This window comes from Reinekea marina (assembly GCF_030409715.1).
GTDB lineage: Bacteria > Pseudomonadota > Gammaproteobacteria > Pseudomonadales > Natronospirillaceae > Reinekea > Reinekea marina.
This window is the reverse complement of sequence record NZ_JAUFQI010000001.1, coordinates 901611-919965: the sequence shown is the minus strand read 5'-3', so window position 1 is coordinate 919965 and position 18355 is coordinate 901611. Positions and strand designations below refer to the sequence as shown.

The 18355-nt window shown below is 45.2% G+C and carries 16 protein-coding genes; 10 read left to right on the top strand and 6 right to left on the bottom strand.

Annotated features, from left to right (window positions below):
• Position 1: 1 nt before the first annotated feature.
• The gene (locus tag QWZ13_RS04800) at positions 2–4681 is read right to left on the bottom strand and encodes a translocation/assembly module TamB domain-containing protein (protein WP_290280766.1); all 4680 of its coding nucleotides are present in this window, start codon (positions 4679–4681) and stop codon (positions 2–4) included.
• Positions 4681–6381 (bottom strand): autotransporter assembly complex protein TamA, encoded by a 1701-nt coding sequence (locus QWZ13_RS04795; RefSeq protein WP_290280765.1) that lies wholly within the window; start codon positions 6379–6381, stop codon positions 4681–4683. The genes QWZ13_RS04800 and QWZ13_RS04795 overlap by 1 nt, the downstream gene beginning before the upstream one ends.
• Positions 6382–6429: 48 nt before the next feature.
• On the opposite strand from QWZ13_RS04795, the gene QWZ13_RS04790 reads away from it, so the two are divergent.
• Entirely contained in the window at positions 6430–6585 is a 156-nt protein-coding gene (locus QWZ13_RS04790; RefSeq protein WP_290280764.1) for a hypothetical protein, read from the top strand.
• Positions 6572–6850 carry a PA4642 family protein gene (locus QWZ13_RS04785; protein ID WP_216000302.1) on the top strand — a complete coding sequence of 93 codons (279 nt, stop codon included), beginning with the start codon at positions 6572–6574 and terminating at the stop codon, positions 6848–6850. Before QWZ13_RS04790 ends, QWZ13_RS04785 begins: the two co-directional genes overlap by 14 nt.
• A gap of 44 nt (positions 6851–6894) precedes the next feature.
• On the opposite strand, the gene radA is transcribed toward QWZ13_RS04785, so the two are convergent.
• The gene (radA, locus tag QWZ13_RS04780) at positions 6895–8280 is read right to left on the bottom strand and encodes a DNA repair protein RadA (protein WP_216000303.1); all 1386 of its coding nucleotides are present in this window, start codon (positions 8278–8280) and stop codon (positions 6895–6897) included.
• Between the two features lie 142 nt (positions 8281–8422).
• On the opposite strand from radA, the gene QWZ13_RS04775 reads away from it, so the two are divergent.
• Positions 8423–9796: a deoxyguanosinetriphosphate triphosphohydrolase gene (locus tag QWZ13_RS04775; protein WP_353958969.1), complete on the top strand. Its 1374-nt coding sequence runs from the start codon at positions 8423–8425 to the stop codon at positions 9794–9796.
• 22 nt (positions 9797–9818) lie between these two features.
• Here the strand turns inward: QWZ13_RS04775 and QWZ13_RS04770 are convergent, their stop codons facing one another.
• Positions 9819–11261 carry a methyl-accepting chemotaxis protein gene (locus QWZ13_RS04770; RefSeq protein WP_290280763.1) on the bottom strand — a complete coding sequence of 481 codons (1443 nt, stop codon included), beginning with the start codon at positions 11259–11261 and terminating at the stop codon, positions 9819–9821.
• Between QWZ13_RS04770 and QWZ13_RS04765 the strand changes: the two genes are divergently transcribed.
• From QWZ13_RS04765 to QWZ13_RS04755, 3 genes are all read left to right on the top strand, one after another.
• A complete protein-coding gene (locus QWZ13_RS04765) occupies positions 11260–11451 on the top strand; it encodes a hypothetical protein (RefSeq protein WP_290280762.1) in 192 nt (63 codons plus the stop codon). The two genes, QWZ13_RS04770 and QWZ13_RS04765, sit on opposite strands and share 2 nt — an antisense overlap.
• A 132-nt stretch (positions 11452–11583) precedes the next feature.
• Entirely contained in the window at positions 11584–12774 is a 1191-nt protein-coding gene (locus QWZ13_RS04760; RefSeq protein ID WP_290280761.1) for a hypothetical protein, read from the top strand.
• Between the two features lie 3 nt (positions 12775–12777).
• Positions 12778–13665, top strand: a complete 888-nt coding sequence (locus QWZ13_RS04755; protein WP_290280760.1) for a DMT family transporter — start codon at positions 12778–12780, stop codon at positions 13663–13665.
• On the opposite strand, the gene rraA is transcribed toward QWZ13_RS04755, so the two are convergent.
• Both rraA and QWZ13_RS04745 read right to left on the bottom strand, forming a co-directional pair.
• Positions 13666–14181, bottom strand: coding sequence for a ribonuclease E activity regulator RraA (gene rraA, locus QWZ13_RS04750; protein WP_290280759.1), 516 nt, complete (start codon positions 14179–14181; stop codon positions 13666–13668).
• Between the two features lie 76 nt (positions 14182–14257).
• A complete protein-coding gene (locus QWZ13_RS04745; RefSeq protein WP_290280757.1) occupies positions 14258–14680 on the bottom strand; it encodes a DUF1761 domain-containing protein in 423 nt (140 codons plus the stop codon).
• Between the two features lie 71 nt (positions 14681–14751).
• On the opposite strand from QWZ13_RS04745, the gene QWZ13_RS04740 reads away from it, so the two are divergent.
• From QWZ13_RS04740 to QWZ13_RS04725, 4 genes are read left to right on the top strand one after another with little or no spacing between them, the layout of a single operon-like run.
• Complete coding sequence (locus tag QWZ13_RS04740; RefSeq protein ID WP_290280756.1) at positions 14752–15297, top strand: GNAT family N-acetyltransferase; 546 nt, start codon at positions 14752–14754, stop codon at positions 15295–15297.
• A 13-nt stretch (positions 15298–15310) separates the two neighbouring features.
• The gene (locus QWZ13_RS04735; protein ID WP_290280755.1) at positions 15311–16078 is read left to right on the top strand and encodes a glycerophosphodiester phosphodiesterase family protein; all 768 of its coding nucleotides are present in this window, start codon (positions 15311–15313) and stop codon (positions 16076–16078) included.
• Between the two features lie 53 nt (positions 16079–16131).
• Positions 16132–17361 (top strand): beta-aspartyl-peptidase, encoded by a 1230-nt coding sequence (gene iadA / locus QWZ13_RS04730; protein WP_290280754.1) that lies wholly within the window; start codon positions 16132–16134, stop codon positions 17359–17361.
• Entirely contained in the window at positions 17336–18337 is a 1002-nt protein-coding gene (locus QWZ13_RS04725) for a GlxA family transcriptional regulator (protein ID WP_290280753.1), read from the top strand. Before iadA ends, QWZ13_RS04725 begins: the two co-directional genes overlap by 26 nt.
• The last annotated feature ends 18 nt before the right edge of the window (positions 18338–18355 follow it).

Sequence of the window (18355 nt, the reverse complement as noted above, 5' to 3'; positions counted from 1 at the left end):
GCTAGTAGTCAATACTCCACTTAAGCTCTGCGCCGCCAGTCCCTAAAGACTCTTCAGCAAATAATTCTAAATAGGTATTTGGAGTCACTTGTAATTGTAAACTGCTGCGCAAGCCCTCTTCAGAGCCCACGTTTTGTTCCACTTCTAAATACAAATAATTGTTAAGGTATTTTCCTGCGCGGACATTTACCCCTAAATTCCCTTCTTCATCGGTTTGAGGGTCAATGATTAAAGAATCTAATGTAAGCTCTTGACGCGTGCTCCCAATAATATCGAAACTGGTTGTGCCAGTGCGGATATTGTTCACTAAGTAGGCCAATTGGATCGCTTGAAACTCACTGATATTCTCAATACTTTCGCCAAACACTAACTGCGCTAGCAGCTCATTCTTATCTAAAGCTGGGATCGATTGTAACTCTAATGTCAGCTCATCCTGAGTGCCCGCAATCATTAAAAGTACGTTTAAGCCTGACTCGTTATAGTTCGCTTCGACATTAAAAACCAACTGATTATTTTGAATTTGTACCGACCCACCAGTAACCGAAAAAACCTTACCCAACGCCGAGTAGGTTCCGCGAATCACATTAAAGCGACCAGAAATATTAGGTTCACTAAATTCGCCAAGTAGCTCTAAACTGCCTGCTAATTCAGCGCTGATCCCTTGACCGTATAAATTAGCTCGATTGGAAGCCGTTAAGCCCACATCCCATCGCCCTGCAGGCCAATATATTGGTCGAGGGGCTTCAACCTCTTCTTCCTCTTCTATGGAATCAACAATATTTAGCTGTGGCACGCCATCCAATAAAAAGGTCTCAGTTTGTAAGTTAAGAGGTGATACATCAAAAGAACCCGACACCAACAAGTCATGATACTGACCTGTCACCGATACGCCCCCAGTCATGGTCGCGTCAATTTGAGAATCACTGATCATATTGGCATTGAACGCTTTGAAGCTAACATCAAATGCATGTTTGAAAATTTCATTCGGTTGAGGATCGAACTCAACCCCTCCGTTTATTTCGAGCAAACCGTCTCGCCCGTCATTAGCAAAACCTAATAAGACAAGAGTAGACTTTTGAGCTAAAAAGGTAAGGTCAAGATCGTTTAACAAAGTCCCCGACGTAATGTTTTCAAATTTTCCATCGCGCCACTCAACCTTACCTTCCCAATCTGGGTCATCGAACGAGCCGTTAAAACTGAACTGACCAGCCAGTAATCCACTGAGAGACTGGTTCGGGCGATCGACAAAAAATGGATCCAATACGGAAAGAGGCGAATGTATGGCAATGTCAAAGCCAAAAGGAATTTCATGCCAATTTGAATTCCAATCAGACCATGTACGGAGCGGCAAATTAGCGTTCATTTTAATGCGGTTCAGACCGTCACTGACAACAGCCCCTGAAACTTGGAGGCGCTCTTCACTGGTTCGAATTTTAGAGGTTAAAGCGAGCGGCCATATTTGAGCGTGCCATGCCGCATCCATTTCAATGGCGGGGCGGCGCAAATCGCCTTGCAACGTTAAGTCAAAGTTTGCTTTTCCAGGACCCAGTTCTGTATCAGCCACCCAGTAATTGGTCTGTGGTACCTCGGCTTTCACCCTGATCTCGCCTTCATTGCCTTGCCCTTGTGCAGAGACCTTTACTTCGCCTCCACCGTCTACATTCAAACTTCCTTGCGACAGCACCCAACGAGATTTTTGCCACGCTCCTTCAATACGAGCATTCCAACGATGCTCTTTTACTGTACTGTTCCATTTTCCTTTGCCGCCTCCAGACAGAGCTAAGGAAGGCTCTTTCAATGTTCCTGACACGTCTAAACTGGTATCGATTACGCCAGTTAAATCAACGGGTACTTGTGGTAGTACACGCTTTAATTGCTGAAGCGACAAATTCTCCACCGAGACCTCTCCGGTGAGTTGCTCAGCGATTAAGTCAACATTCGCCACCAAACGAGCGTCCCCCCAGGTGGCATTTAACGTTTGATTTAATAATTCGTTTAACCGACCCTGCCCTTGCCATTGTATCTGGTAGTCCGAGTCAAACCACTGTCCTTGACTCTTAAGTTGCCCATCTATGTGTACAACACCTTGTTCATGCTTAGCCTGCAATTGAGTGTCGAGTTGTCCATTCCAACTTTGAATACTCGATCTAACCGTTTCATTAACAATAAACGGCGCAAAAAGTTCGGCTAATGGCTCAACTTGGGCCATGCTTGCATCGAGTGTTAATTGGTATTGGGCGTCGTTAAAATTATAAAAGCCCGATAACTCTGCTCGGTTGGTTCCCCACGAACTGCTAAGCCCATCAATGATGACCTTCACCGGTGTTAAGGAAGATAGTTTAACTTGGGTATCCAAGGGCTGGTTTTGGAAAGCACCTTCGAAACCAGCTTCTCCTTGTAAAAAGTATTCTTCTAATGAGCCATCAATGGCAAGTTCGGCTTTAAAATCGCCTGACAGCTCTCGAGGAACTTCAACGCTTCGACCTAAGACGTTTTTGTTGAACACTATAAAACTCGTCAATGGCCATAGCTCGATGTTTAGATCACCGAGCAACCTTAGGTTATAGGCATCCAGTTCACCTTGATACGCAAATTGACTGTCATACCAGCGACCCTTTTCTATGTTTAACTGCCAGGAATTAAGAGACTTTGGCTCAACTTTTAATTGAACACTTAACGGCTGCCCATACCACTGCCCGCTTACGTCGGAGGTGGTTTGAATGATTGGCTGGTTCCAAACATTCGTTAGGCGAGTGCGCCCTGTGAAATTTGCGGCTAATGAAGACAAGCTTTCAGGCCACTGAGATATCCACGGCTGTATCAAGGCTAAGTTTAGGTTTTCATGCTCAATATCAAGATCCCATTTAGGCTCAAACCAGTTAGCGGAACCTTTCCCTTGAATGTAAGAATCACCAATACGGAGATTGGCTCGCGAAAATGCAATGGATTGGTGATTGAATTGGCTAACGCTAAGTTGGGCGTTCATAGGCTCTTGTTCGTAGAGACCTTGTAAGCTGGCATTACCTTCTACATTGAATGAGTTGCCTGAACTTTTCGCAGCGAATTTCCCAGACAGAACTGCGTGCCATTCTATCGGCAGCTGCACCGAAATAAGATCAAGTAACCGGCTGTCTACTTCGACAATGGTTAAGTCAGATTGCCATTGCTGAGAGAAAAAGTCATATTGGCCTTGGCCATTAAAATGCGCTAATTCACCGAATAATGCGTATTCATCAACCACCAGCTGTTTTTGGCTTACTCTCCCGCTTAGCGCTGCTTGATAACGCTTGCCCAAATAGGTGAGCTGAGTTTTACCTGAGTACTCAATTACAGGCTCAAATACCTTACCTGAAACGGTTCCATCTAAGTCGCCATTAAAGTCAATTGACGCGGGTATTTTTTCAAGCAACCGGTTAATAAAAGGACCGCGCTTAATATTTGTTTGGTACACAAGTGAAATTTTATCATCGCGCCAATCAACCTCACCTTGAAGCGCTATATTATTTTTACCCGCAGTCACATCCGCTTGCTCAATTCTGATCCCAGAGGAAGTGGCTTCACTCACCAACGTGCTCGCAACAGGTATGCCATACCAACTCCCCTGCATATCGATCTGGCCATTTACCCTGGGAGTTCGCCAACCGCCATACCATTGCAAATCACCCGTCACCTCACCTTTCGATTGAGGCACACCAAAATATCGCATAAAGGGCGTTAAGCTCCATTGATCCACTGCGATGTCCAATTCAGACTCTGACTGATTGATCCAACCATTTATGATGGCGGGCTGAGAATCTAAATGCATAACCAACTGTTCAAAATTAAACTGCTGTTGCTCAATAAAATAAACTAACCGGCCTTTTGCATTCAGTTGGTGTTTTTGCCAGGGCAGTGTTGAATCGCCAATATCGATGGTCAGCTGATTGCCCGTTGAATAATCTGCGAGCAAGTCCCAGTTTGCCGTTAAATTTTGATCAAGACTCCAGTTAAGCCACTTTGCCCAACTAGAACCCGATTCAGCATCAATCGCGCCTTTGGCTCGAAATTGATCGACCCCTTCCGCATCCAGCTGCAAGGCTAGTTCATTCGAAGAATTGTGATCAGAAACCGATACAATCAACCTGGCAGGTACAACCCCCCAATTGATATCAGCTTGCGCGTTAACCGATACTTTTAAACTCGGATAGTTGGTTCGATTGATAGTGAGCTGGTTCACCAATACTTGCTCAAGCCTAAAAGACGGAAGTTTTTGCCAGAGGTTGGCATAGGTTTGAATGTTGCTTTCTGAGCTGTCGGAAACCGTTTGGTTATTTGGCATCGTCACGTCTAATTTTTCAATAGACAACTCAGGCAACCACCAACGGTTATTAAAAGCAAAGCGCCAGTTCCATCGCAAAGACAGTTCTTGCACAGACACTTGCAAATCTGACGCATAAGGAGCCCAGTTGGCCGACCTGACAAACCATTGCCCTGGCGATGAACTCTCAACGCCACCAATGCGGATGTCATCATTAGAATAAACACCATAAAACTTGACCGCTTGATGCGCCAAACTGATTCGACCTGCTTCTGTTCCAACCAATAAACCGACAGCTATCCCCACAATGATCAGAAGTAAAGCCATGACTCTTAACGCCAGTATCCAACTGCGCTTTGCAATTTTGCGTACATGTATAGCCATTAGAATGCCTGCCCTAGGCTGACATACACCAGAAAAGGTTCATCGCTGGCACGCGGGTTTGCAGGAAAAGCCAGATCAAATCGTATCGGTGCGAATCGAGTTAGGTAACGTACACCCGCTCCGTAACTTTGGAAAAGGTTCTCGTTTAGAGGTGCATCAAACTCCGTCGATACTCGTGCTAGGTCATAAAAAGCCACTAGCCCCCAGCTTTCTGTAAGCGTTAATCTCAGTTCATTATTAGAGGTAATACGATGCTTACCACCGTAGTCGGAATCTAACGCCGTGATTGACTGGTATCGATAACCCCGTAATGAGGATCCGCCACCGGCGGTCAACCGCTCAGTAAAAGGCACATCATTGAACGTTGTTTCGAGCACACCGCCTGTCCATAGAGCATCCCAGCGTAGCCGGTTCGCTAATACTAAACGGGGCGTCGCTGAAAAAAAGGTTTGCCCACCTAATCCTGTTTTAAGAAACGCTGCGTAATTGTCTGTTACTTCTAACACGGGTTCTAAGGAAACGTTCCAGCGCTTCCCCTTTTTGGGTGAGAATGGGTTGGCGACATCATCGTAACGATAACTCGTCGGCAACCGAATTTGACGAAACAAGCGCTCATCTTCTGCTTGCTCAGTTAACTCACTGTAGCCCACACCGTATTCAAAGGTGTCGACTAAAGAAGCTTTGCGTTTAAGCGTCGCCGTGCTCGAATAACGAAGAGATTCAACTTCGTCTTCGAGTAAATGCTGAACTTCATTTCGCCACGTAAATTTATTTCGGAAATCAAAAAAGCTTGGAATGGTGATCGTCGCACCTACCGTTTGCCGAGCCGATTGAATCACAGCATCGGCCGTAAAGCCTTGACCTGCACCCATTATATTTCGGTGTTGCCAAAGACCTGTCACACCAAAGCCGTCGTCACTTCGATAACCAATCGAAGCCTTTAGCGTTCTCGGTTCTCTAGGCGATAGCTCATATTGCACCGCAACGCCGTTATCAACTTGCGTAACATTAGGTTTAACCTGGTTAAATAAGCCAGTATCAAACAAGGCTATCACCGATTGATCGACCGTTTTTTGTTGAAAGCATTGCCCGCGACGAATACCTGAGGATCGTCTTAAAAACTCTACGTCGACTTGCTCAGAGCCGACAAAGCTTACTTGTGAAAATATCTCAGGCTCAGATACTTTCGTCGTAAACACCAGTGTGGCCGTGAAGTTCTCTTCATTTAGAACCACCCGATGGCCTACGGAAACATTGTAATAACAAAACGAACGTTTAATCAGTTTTTGCAGTGCGGCCTGTTGTTGCATTACGCTGACGGCATCTAACTCATCTCCAACCTTTAGTATTCTCCATTGATCATTAAAGGGCTGAAAATTACCTCGTACGGCTATTTTCTGAATAACATAACGGCGACCTAATTCAATCGAGTAGGTTGGCTTTCGCGCATCTTTGGGTCGATATTCAGTTATGACAGCGTGGTAGTAACCGCGGCTATTTAACATTTGTTGCATGCGTTTTTTTTCAGCTGCAATAATGCGCGAATAGCCTAACTCTAAGCCCGTGCCTTTGAGTGTTTCTCGATAGCCATTAACGGTGGTTCGCAACTCGTTTTGTAACGACCAGTTAAATGGAGAAACGCTGACATCCCATATGGAGGCTTTAGGCACACTTTCGCCGACCGCTGTTTGGGCTAGCATGAGACTCAAAAAAATAATAATAAAAAATGGATGCTTCATAAACCCTAATTGTTAACATCAAGCGCTGAATGCAAACTGAACCAAACGCTTATACTCATTGTAAATGGCACTATGCCATTTGTTCATTTCACACTAAAGCACTGGAGCACTAGTATATGCCTGTTTTATAAGGAATTTACTGGATTATTTCATGAAAAAAGATAAAAAGCGCATAGAAGACGAACAATGGAGCGAAGAGCAGCTTCAGGATTACCTAAATTTTCAGCCGTTGGATGACACTGACGTGGATTTTCAATGCTTATATCGCGCTTACACCCGAATGAATGCCGACGTATTTGAGGTCTTTGTGGATCGCTTTATTGAAGCAGGCCGAAATGTGAATGCTCAAAACAAGCAAGGGCAATCGCTGGCTGACATTATTGCTGATCATAAAAAAGGGGCGCCGTACCTACAGGCTTTAACGCACTGATCGAATCAGGCTTCCGCCAACCTTAGATAGGCTGGCGGGCTTATTCAGGCATCTCTTAAAAGTTGTAAGGCTTCATCAAGCGTCTTAACGCCAATCACTTCAATATTTTCGATGGCTTTTTTCGGCTTATTCCCAATTGGAACGATCGCTCGATTAAATCCGTGTTTCGCGGCCTCAACGATACGCTCTTGACCATTTGGAACCGGCCGCACTTCTCCATTTAATCCTAACTCACCGAAAACGACCCAATCATTAGGCAATGGCCGATCTTTCAAACTGGAAAGAATTGATAAGATACTGGCTAAATCGGCGGCCGTTTCATTCACTCGAACTCCCCCGACCACATTGATAAAAACGTCTTGGTCGCCCGTAAAGACTCCACCATGACGATTTAAAATCGCCAACATCATGTTCAACCTATTTGCGTCTAAACCCACGGCAACTCGGCGCGGGTGCCCCATACTCGTACCATCGACTAGCGCTTGAAACTCAATCAGCATGGGTCTTGTGCCTTCCCAAACTACGGTTACAATGCTGCCACTCGAGGCTTCATCACTTCGATTCAAAAAAATCGAGCTGGGGTTTTTCACCTCTTTCAGCCCGACATCGAGCATGGCAAATACGCCCAACTCATTTACTGCGCCAAAACGGTTTTTTATGGCTCTCAATGTGCGAAAACGTGAATCGCCAGAGCTTTCTAGCATCACCGATGCATCAATCATATGCTCCAATACCTTCGGACCCGCTAAAGAACCATCTTTAGTCACATGCCCGACCAAAATTAATATGGTTCCCGTTTGCTTCGCAAAACGAGTAAGCCAGGCCGCAGATTCACGCACTTGAGACACACTTCCTGGTGCCGATTCAACGCCAGGGGCATGCATTACCTGGATGGAATCAATGACTAATATCTTAGGTCCGATAGATTTGGCGGTTTCGGTTATATTTTCGACGTTAGTTTCTGACAGAATTTTTATGTCATCGCGCGGTAAATTAAGCCGCTGCGCACGTAAGGCGATTTGCTGGGCCGACTCTTCGCCAGTGACATACAGCACTGGCAACTGCTTCGCTAAGTGACACAAAGTTTGCAACAACAACGTACTTTTACCCGCGCCTGGGTGCCCACCAATGAGAACCGCACTGCCATTTACCAAGCCACCGCCTAAAACGCGATCAAACTCCCCAAAACCGGTAACAATGCGCGATTGCTCATCTAAGCTCACTTCAGACAAGGTCTGAATGTTTGATTTCGCCCCCGCATAGCCTTGGAAACGCTCATCTTGATTGAAATTAGGACGGCCGGCAGGTGTTTTAGACTCGCGAAATTCTTTTAGCGTGTTCCATGCCTTACATTCGCCACATTGACCTTGCCATTTACTGGAATCGGCCCCGCATTCTGTACATACAAATTGAGTTTTTACTTTTGCCACGTTAGCTTCATCGACCTGTCATGTTTTCAGGCATTTATACTGGTTATTCATACAGAAAACAAGTTAACTACAACCGCTTGAATCTGCAAAGCTCGTGAGTTAGCTAAAATAACCGCCCACCAGCCACATTAGATTTTACCTAGTGCCTTTAACCTTTTATGATCTAACACCTCTCGATGAATGGGTTTATACGATGACTAAAATGGAATGGCACAAACTACTTACAACTGAACGCCATGGGCATAAAGCATTGTCGAAAGATGAGTTTGGTCGCAGCCACTTCCATAAAGATCACGATCGCATTGTATTTTCAGGTGCCTTTCGCAAGCTGGGCGGCAAAACCCAGGTGCACCCTTTGGCAAAATACGACCATATTCATAACCGTTTAATCCACTCTATGGAAGTAGGCAGTGTAGGCCGCAGTTTAGGCATTCGGGTGGCCGAAGAAATAAAGAACGATCTGCCCGAATGGATTGCGCCAGATGATCTTGGCATAATAGTTCAGGCCGCTTGCTTAGCGCATGACATTGGCAACCCACCCTTTGGCCATGCAGGCGAATACGCCATTCAAGATTGGTTTAAAAGGCCTGACAACAGCGCCTATTTATCGGGTCTAACCGATCTGCAAAAGCTCGATTTACAGCAATTCGAAGGCAACGCCCAAGGCTTTAGAATTTTAAGTCAGGTGGAATATCATTTAAACAATGGCGGGCTAAGGCTCACTTACCCAACCTTGGGCGCTTCGTTAAAGTATCCTTGGCCTGCTAGCGAGTCGGGCAAAAAAGGCAAGTTCAGTTGTTTTCAAAGCGAACATCGCATTCTGCAAGAATTAGCCAATAAATTAGGATTGGTCGCGTTAGAAGGAAATAAATTCGCTCGACATCCGTTAAGTTATTTAATGGAGGCTTCCGACGATATTTGCTACGCATTAATAGATTTAGAAGACGCCGTTGAATTGCAAATTATCGAATTTGCCGAAGTACGTGATATTTTTCAAGCGATCCAAGGTACTCAATCGCTTAATTTTGAAGACAGCCTCAACGTATCTTCAGGACGCCAATTGTCCGCTTTAAGAAGCGCTACTATTGGCTGCATTGTGGATGCGGTCGTGGAAACCTTTGTTAAACATATGGATGAAATCTTAAGTGGTACTTTTAAGGGCGATTTAATTTCAGCCTGCCCCGACACTATTAGAGAGGGCATCAAAAGAGCGAAGAACTTAGCCATCAATAAAGTGTTTATGGATGTTCAAAAAACCGAAACCGAAATTGGTGCCTACGCGGTTTTATCAACCTTGCTAGAAACTTATATTGGGGCAGGATTTGAGTTCCATCAAAAACGAGACCGCTCGGCTTTAACTTACCGAACTAAGCGCGTCTTTGATTTAATGGGGGGGGAAGCCCCAACAGATAACATGAGCCAATACGAAATTTATCAGCGCATGGTCGATACCATCGCAGGGATGACGGATAATTACGCGAGCTACTTAGCTCGGCAAATATCTGCACCGAGCTGAGCGGGTTGGTAATGCGTTTAACTTAGTTAGACAACTGTGACAGCTCTTGAGCGATTGATTGCAACTCTTGAACTTGCTCAGACAACAAGGATTGACTCGAGGCCAGCTCAGTCGCAAAGCGAGATTGGTCGTCACTGATTTCAACCAAATCGTGAGCCGCTCTTGCCATGCTCAGCACTTCTCCGTTTTGCAAAGTAACCTGCTCTGAAAGACCTTGAATGGCATCATCTATCGCGCCGATTTGTTCGCTGACTAATTTTAATTTATCACGAGCGTTGGCCGACGTACTCACGCCTCTGTCTACACCGGCAGAACTCTTTTTAAGCAATTCTTGGATTTCGTCGGCTGACATATTTGAGCGATGAGACAAGCTTCGAACTTCATCTGCTACAACCGCAAACCCGCGCCCAGCCTCTCCCGCTCTTGCGGCCTCAATTGCGGCATTGAGTGCGAGCAAATTGGTTTGAGCCGCTATATCATTAATCATTCGCGTTGCAGCATCAATAGCATCGTTATTTTTCTTAATCTCTTCAATGGCGGTAACTACGTCGTGCGTGGTTTGCCCGCTTTCTTCCGTCAGCTGCTTAACCGAGGAAGAATCTTTACGAATGGTATTCACTAGGGCTTGCTCAGTGTCGAGAGAGCCCGTCATTTGGCTCATGCCTTCACTGATGTGAGCCGATGAATTTGCTAACAGGTGCGCCTTTTCTTCGATCATTTTCGATTGCTCTGAAACCGCTTGCTGTAGCTTTTTTAAGTTTGAGGCACCTGCGGTTAGCTGCCGAACACTTTGTGCCGTGCGCTCTAAAATATTACTCATTGACTGCGCATTAGCCTCCAGTGCATGGCTGGCATCTTCAATTTCACGTTGAGCCTCTTTCGCGGTTTGAATCGATTGCGTCCGTAAAAACAAGTTATAGCCTTGCGCCACCCAAGCAATGATAATAGGCAATAAATAGCCACTGATAATCTCAGTACGCATGGCTTTTTCTTCCATTGTCACGGCGTGTAAATCAATGCCATTAAGCGCTGCGTATTGCAGATAGCATAAAAATAGAAAATTCAGGCTCGACCAACCGAAGCTGTTTTTTGAGTTTCCGACTAAGTAAATAACAACCATTATGGTCACAAGCCACAATATGTGCGGCGAGCTAAGGCCACCGGTAGAGTATATAAGATTAAACACATGAATACTGACGCCGCCTACCAAGGCATGAATCGCGAATTGAGCGTTAATTCGCATCTTCACCATCACACTGGCAACTAACGCCCCTATTAAGGTTGCAATAGACGTCACAACCAAGCCAGACACGCCAATTTTGCCCCATTTTAAAAAGCTGTATAGGCCAATTATCCAACCACAAAAGCAATAAAATAAAAGCAATGTATTCACAATATGGCCGTCTTCGCTATTACGCTGCTCAACGGGTGTGAAAAATCGGATATACAATTTAACTGGATTCATGTTGCGAAAGCCTTTTTCGGGTGGGCGCTATGACTGTATCGTTCGCGCGCCAAAACTCTTGAGTCATAAGTTTATTAGTAGCCAAAAAATGATGGCTTTTTCGGAGTATAGACCAATTTTTAAAAACTCCAGCGGGTGCTTATTTGCCACTAAAAGCGACCTACCTCACAATCATAGGCATCAATGTTAGATCAACCTTAGAAAGAATCGATAATCTTTGCTTATAATGAGCCATTATTGGGAAGAAAGGACTTTCGGCACTCAGCTTAGGTTCAGGTTTCTTTGATAATCTAGTGACATTACGCTTTTCTAGGACGAAAATATGGTTAACCGACTCACTCTTATATCCATTAATGCGGCTATTACTGTACTTTTAACGAGTCAGTCAGGTGCGCTCTTTGCGCAAGACTCTACATTTACAACGACCGTAAAAGCCAGCAGCGAAGGAAACTTGCCGGACGCGGCTTGTGCTCAGGCGTTTAACCAAGCTCGAGAAGAAGCTTATTTACAGTTTGAAGAATCGGTTTTTTTTGAGCAACCAAATTTACAGCTGGAATTGATCGAACAAACGCAAAGCCGCCGTAAACGCGACGCCAATACGACCATTTGCGAAGTCACCTCAGTTTGGCAAAGCCTTGAAGTGGCGCCGGTTCATCAACTTATCGGTACCGAGCAATTCATCTCTGCACAATACAGCGCACAATGCATCGATGAAGCCCGAGCTCGAACCTGCTGGAACCGCCTAGCCGACCAAGCTCGACGCGATCTAATGTCTCAACTTGGGCAGTCACATGGCAATTTATCTGATATACGTGCCATCTATGTCGATTTTGAAGGGCGTCAACGTGATCAATATCAAGATGGTCGCTATACCACTACAGCAGATGGCAACTTCTATTTTGATATTGTTGCAGCCAATCAAACTTCCGATGTCAATGTTATAAGGAGCCATTCGGCACCACCCACTTCAAACGAACAGCCCAACCCCCCAAAAGAGCCACTAGATACGCCCAAGAAACCAGACTCTAAATTTGATGTCAGCCTTTCTTATACTTGGGATGGTAACGATGCCGCCGATTTCGATACCACCGCTATCAGCAGTGGGCGTTTTGGCATCGGCGTTTGGGCCGATAACCGTCTTGGATTTGTCGCCTTCTCTGGTGAAGACACTGTCGGCATAGGCAAACTGAGTGGCGAAGTGACAAACAGCAGCCTCAGCTACCAAACTACGGGCGTCGGCATGGGAGTGCGTTTATGGAAGCACGGAGATTTTGCTTTAGAAAATCATATTTACTATGTAGATGCGCAACCCTATACCGCTGCTCTAACGAACCAGTGCAGCAACTGTACCGATAGAACCTTCACTTCTGAAGATTATGTACAAACGACCGTGAACCTAAAAACCAACTCGAAAGGCATAAATTTAGGCTGGATGCTTACTTGGAAATGGCTGGACAATACCGCCAATGTCGATAAGCTTTCTGGCGGTTGGTTTGTGGAAGTTTTATTTTAGACAATGTTAAAAAATTTACCGTCAGAATCAAAAGCCGTTGCCTTCGGGTTAACGGCTGTTTTGCTTTGGTCCACCGTTGCGTCGGCCTTCAAGATTGCATTAAATTATGTTCCACCCATTATTTTACTGTTCGGTGCAGCGCTGGTTTCAGTGATTGTTTTGGCGGTTATTTTGCAATGTCAGGGCAAACTGTCACTGGCGTTAAAGCAATTAGCCCAGCTCAATCTTAATACCTTTTTACTAGGGCTCATTAATCCAGTTTTCTACTACTTAATTTTATTTGAAGCCTATGATCGGCTGCCGGCGCAAGTTGCCCAGCCTGTCAATTATACTTGGGCGATCACCCTGTCCTTACTCAGCGTGCCCATTTTAGGGCATAGATTGAATCGTCGGGATTTACTGGGACTGGTGCTAGGATACGCCGGCGTAGTGATTATTTCTATGGCAGGCAAAAACGTGACCGGCCATTTAGACCCCATTGGTTTGGCCTTAGCATTATTGTCTACTCTGCTTTGGGCTGGCTATTGGTTATTGAATACTAAATCGAAAAAAGACCCTATCATCGCTTTGTTTCACAACTTTTTAATCAGCTTACCTGTTCTCAGTTTGCTGATATTGTTTTGGCCGACTATTGAAATGCAATGGCATTGGCAAGGGCTAACCGCCATCGCCTATGTGGGGCTATTTGAAATGGGTTTAGCGTTTGTGTTTTGGCAGCTGGCATTAAAACATACCAACAACAGTGCGCGCATTGGTACACTGATATTTATCTCTCCTTTTATCAGTTTGTTTTTAATTTCGGCAATTTTGAAGGAACCGCTTCAACTACAAAGCTTTTTGGGCTTAGGGTTCATAATAACCGGCGTTGTCATAGCGCAACGCCAAACATAGTTAAGCGTTTAATAAATTCTTATTTGCCACGACCACACCCGTTTCATCAGCATACACCCACATTGAGCTGCTAATTTTGACGCCAGCTATGTCAATGTCTGTGTTTATTTCTCCAGCCCCTTTGCGGGTTGATTTAACGGGGAAAGTAGCTATTGCAAACACCCCAAAATTCATCGTTTTTAACTCGTGCACATCTCGGCAGCAACCATTAATAATAATGCCCTGCCAGCCATTCTTAACGGCATTTTCGGCAATCAAATCACCTATGAGTGCTGCTCGAGTCGACCCGCCGCCATCAACGACCATAACGCAGCCTTGACCATCGGTTGCTGCTAACTCTTTTACTCGGGAATTATCTTCAAAGCACTTTACGGTAACCACCTTGCCGCAAAACGCCTTTTTACCGCCGAAAGATTGAAACATCGGCGGTAACACGAATACATCGTTAGGGTTTTCATCACATAAATCCGGAGTACACCACATGTCGCATTCCTCTTGGTTTGAATACTCTAACATGCCACAGTTTTAGATCTTTTTCCTATCACGTGCGGCTATAGTGAGCATTGCGCTGCACTATAGCTTGTAATGACTCTTACATCAGGTAAGCACAAACGCCCACGATTAGGAAAAACACGACCTCAAAACCCGTATTGATGATGAAAACGGATTTACTAATTTCACCCCACAAAACACCTTTAATGGTATTAGCAAAGGTAAAAGCGACATATAAAAGCAGTGTCCAGAAAATTGCAATCGTAAGTGATGCAATAGGTATGTGGTTAAATAATAAGTCGATGGCGTAACCAAAAATAATCGCAAATACTAAAGACGCGCCATAAGCAGGGCCTGCGCTTTTTTGCATTTCCGCCATTAACTCTTTGTCGTTAGGGTCAATCCCCATGCCTTTCATCCAAGCCTTCCCAAACAAGGGTCCGTACCACATTGCTCCACCTGCCATTTGAATGACGGCGGCAATGACAATTACCCAGATACTGACATTTGCTAACTCGATCATATTCTTTACTCCACTTTATTGTTTTAGACAGTGTAGACTAACGGATTTACTTTATAGGTTAGGTTACTGAAATGTCTACTGTTTTAACGACGCCACGCTTACAGTTAGAATCTTTTGATCGTGTCGATGAAGCAACGATCATTCAATACTACCTGAACGAAGCCGAGCATTTACGTAACAGTGGCGGTCCGGCTAGAACCTCGCCCGCGCAAATTTCAGATATGTTAGCCTCTTGGAAACACAACACGTTACAAGGCACAGAACTGCGCTTAATGCTCATACAGCAACACAAGGTTATTGGCACCATTGGCGTTTCAAATATTGTCCGTGGCGCATTTCAAGCCGCTTATATTGGTTATAATTTAGCTGAGAACTTACAACGCCAAGGTTTCATGACCGAAGCATTGAAAGCCACTATCGATTACGCATTTAACCATTTACACTTGCATCGTTTAATGGCGAATTATCAGCCTCACAATTTAGCCAGTGCGCGTGTTTTAGAAAAGCTTGGCTTTGAAAAAGAAGGCATCGCTAAAAATTATTTAATGGTTGATGGCGTATGGTGCGATCACGTCTTAACGTCACTGACTAACAACCACTGGACTCCGTTAAAATAGAAAAGGAAACCCTATGAACTTAGCGCCTCTGCCGGCACTTATCGGACATCGCGGGCTACCCTCGTTAGCCCCAGAAAACACCGCAGCTAGTATTCAGAGCGCGGTCGACAATGGCATCGAGTGGATAGAACTAGACGTGACAATGGCGGGTGATGAATCGCTGGTTATGATGCATGATCCCGATTGCCGACTGTTCAAACAACCCGACATTAAGCTGGCCAAATTAAACAAAGACGCCCTAAAAAAAATAGATGCTGGCCGCTGGTTCAGTGATGAATTCGCGGGTGAGCCCTTACTATTTTGCGAAGACATGCTCGCTTTAGTACGCAAAACCGGCGTAGGCTTAAATTTAGAAATTAAGATCAACCCAGATCTAGACACTCAGCGCCAAGTCGATTTGATATGGGCAGAACTGCAGAGCTATACAGAGATGTTCGATCGGATATTAATCAGCAGCTTTTCGATTCCTGCGCTTTCGCACCTGCGCTCATTATCCGATGTTATTAACATAGGCGTATTATTTGAAAAGGTGCCTAGCAATGCCCTTGAAATTACGTCGACTTTAAAGGCTGCGTCATTGCATTGCGATCAAAGTCATCTCAGCCAAGAGCTGGCGTTAACACTCTCTGAAGCAATGCCATTATATTGCTATACCGTGAATGACACCGTCACGCTGCATAAGCTGTTGTCTTGGGGCGTTTCGGGCGTGTTTTGTGATCGAGCTAATGCCGATGACTTGAAAGCAATTGTTAAAGAACATCAATTGACACAGAAAGCCTAATATCAGGCAATCACTGCGCCTTTATACAATCGCGTCGTAGGCGTTAAATTGGCTTGGCTGAACGAGTTAGGCTGTTATTATTTCGCTATTCACCTGAAAAGTTGTATTTGATGTCTTTTATTTTGATTCGTAATGCCAACCTATATGCACCCGAGCCATTAGGAGTGCAAGATATCCTGATCAGTCATGGTCGCATAAGTGCTATTGCCGAAGCCATAGAGCTTGACACCAACCTACCCATAGAAACCCTTGATGCACAGGGTCAACTGGTTTGCCCGGGTTTTGTAGACAGCCTCACTCATATCACCGGTGGTGGTGGCGAAGGAGGTTTTGCATCGCGTACTCCTGAAATGAATTTATCGCACGCCATCAAGGGTGGCGTAACAACGGTGACTGGTGCATTAGGTACTGATGCTATTTTTCGCAGTCATGAAGAACTGGTCGCTAAAGTAAAAAGCCTAAAAGAAGAAGGTTTAAGCGCTTACTTTTATACGGGCAACTACCATTTCCCTGTTAAAACCCTCACTGGGTCTGTTCAGAAAGACATTATGCTTATTGATGAATGCATTGGCATTGGTGAAATTGCCATCGCTGATCATCGTGGTAGCCAAATTACTTGGCGTGAGCTGGCCAGTGTCGCTTCGCAAGCACGGGTTGGTGGCATGTGTTCTAACAAAGCAGGCATCGTGTTAGTACATGTCGGCCCTGGAGAAGATCATCTAGCCCGACTGTTTGAGGTAGCCGAGCACACGGATATCCCTATTAAACAGTTCTATCCGACTCATATCAATCGCAGTGCCGCCTTGTTAGATCAAGGTATTCGGTTTAATAAAGCTGGCGGCGTTATTGATTTTACCGCCAGTTCAACGCCTGAGATTCTCGCCAGCGGCGAAGTTAAGTGTGCCCATGCTTTAAAGCAAGCGCTGCAATCCGGCGCGGATGAAAATCGAATCACGTTCAGTACCGACGGCCATGCCAGCTTACCGGAATTTAACAGTCAAGGTGAACTTGTCAGCTTAAAAGTTGGCGCCATGACGGCTTTGCATGATGAATTGAAAGATGCCGTGCTTATTGAAAACATCGAACTGGAGACCGCCCTTAAAACGGTCACCCTAAATCCGGCAAAAGTGCTAAAGTTACCCCATAAGGGGCAATTAAGGCTTGGTGCAGACGCAGATTTACTCTTGCTCGATGCTCACTCGTTTGAAATAAACTCCGTTATGGCCATGGGTCAATGGCTTATGAAAAATCAAACCATTGTCCGTAAGGGCACATTCGAATAATCAAGGAGCTGGCGCTTTGTCTCAATCCATAGGTTTTATTTTATTACCTGGCTATTCCTCAATGACCTATGTCTCTGCCATGGAGCCCTTATTGATGTGCAATGAGCTGATGGGCGAAACAGCGTTTGAGACATTCACCGTGGCGCTACACGACAATAAAACTGTGTCGAGCCTTGGTAACCGAGTTGATACACTGTATTCACTCGCCGATGCTCCCAATGCCGATTTATGGATCGTGTGTGGCACCTCGCCAGCTCGCCACCCTGCTACTCCTGGCTTAGACTCTTTTATAATCGATAAGGCCGCCAACAGCGCTATTGGAGGGTTGGCTTCGGGCAGTTATTCGTTAGCAAAAGCAGGGCTACTGAACGGATTTCGTGGCGTCGTTCACTGGATATCTTATGAGCAATTATTGAAAGAACATAAATCGATCATGCTCGCTAATGAACAGTATTGCATTGATCGTGACCGCCTAACCTGTCGAGGCGGAAGTTCGAGTCTAGATTTAATGCTGATGTGGATTGCAAAAACAGTCAGTGCCGAAACGGCCGAGGCCATTTCTAAACATTTTGTGAATGAACGCTTAGGCTTGCCAACAGACAGCATTCCTCAGATTCTGAGTGAACGCACACGTACAGAACAGCCAAAACTGGGCGAAGCGCTTGAATTGATGGAAAACAACATCGAAGAACCCCTGACCACCGATGACATCGCCTACCACGTTAAGATCAGTCGGCGACAGCTAGAGCGACTCTTCAAAAAGCACTTAAATGCCGTACCTAGTCGCTATTATCTACAAATTCGTTTAGAACGTGCACGAAAACGCCTATTTAGCTGTGCAGAAAGTATTGCCGACATAGGTCTAAGCTGTGGATTTTCCTCTGGCGCACACTTCTCAACCGCTTATCGTAATCAATATGGGTTGACGCCGTCAGAAGATCGTAGCCTGAACCAAAAGATGCAAATTGAAAAATAGCGACCAATCTTTGCACAT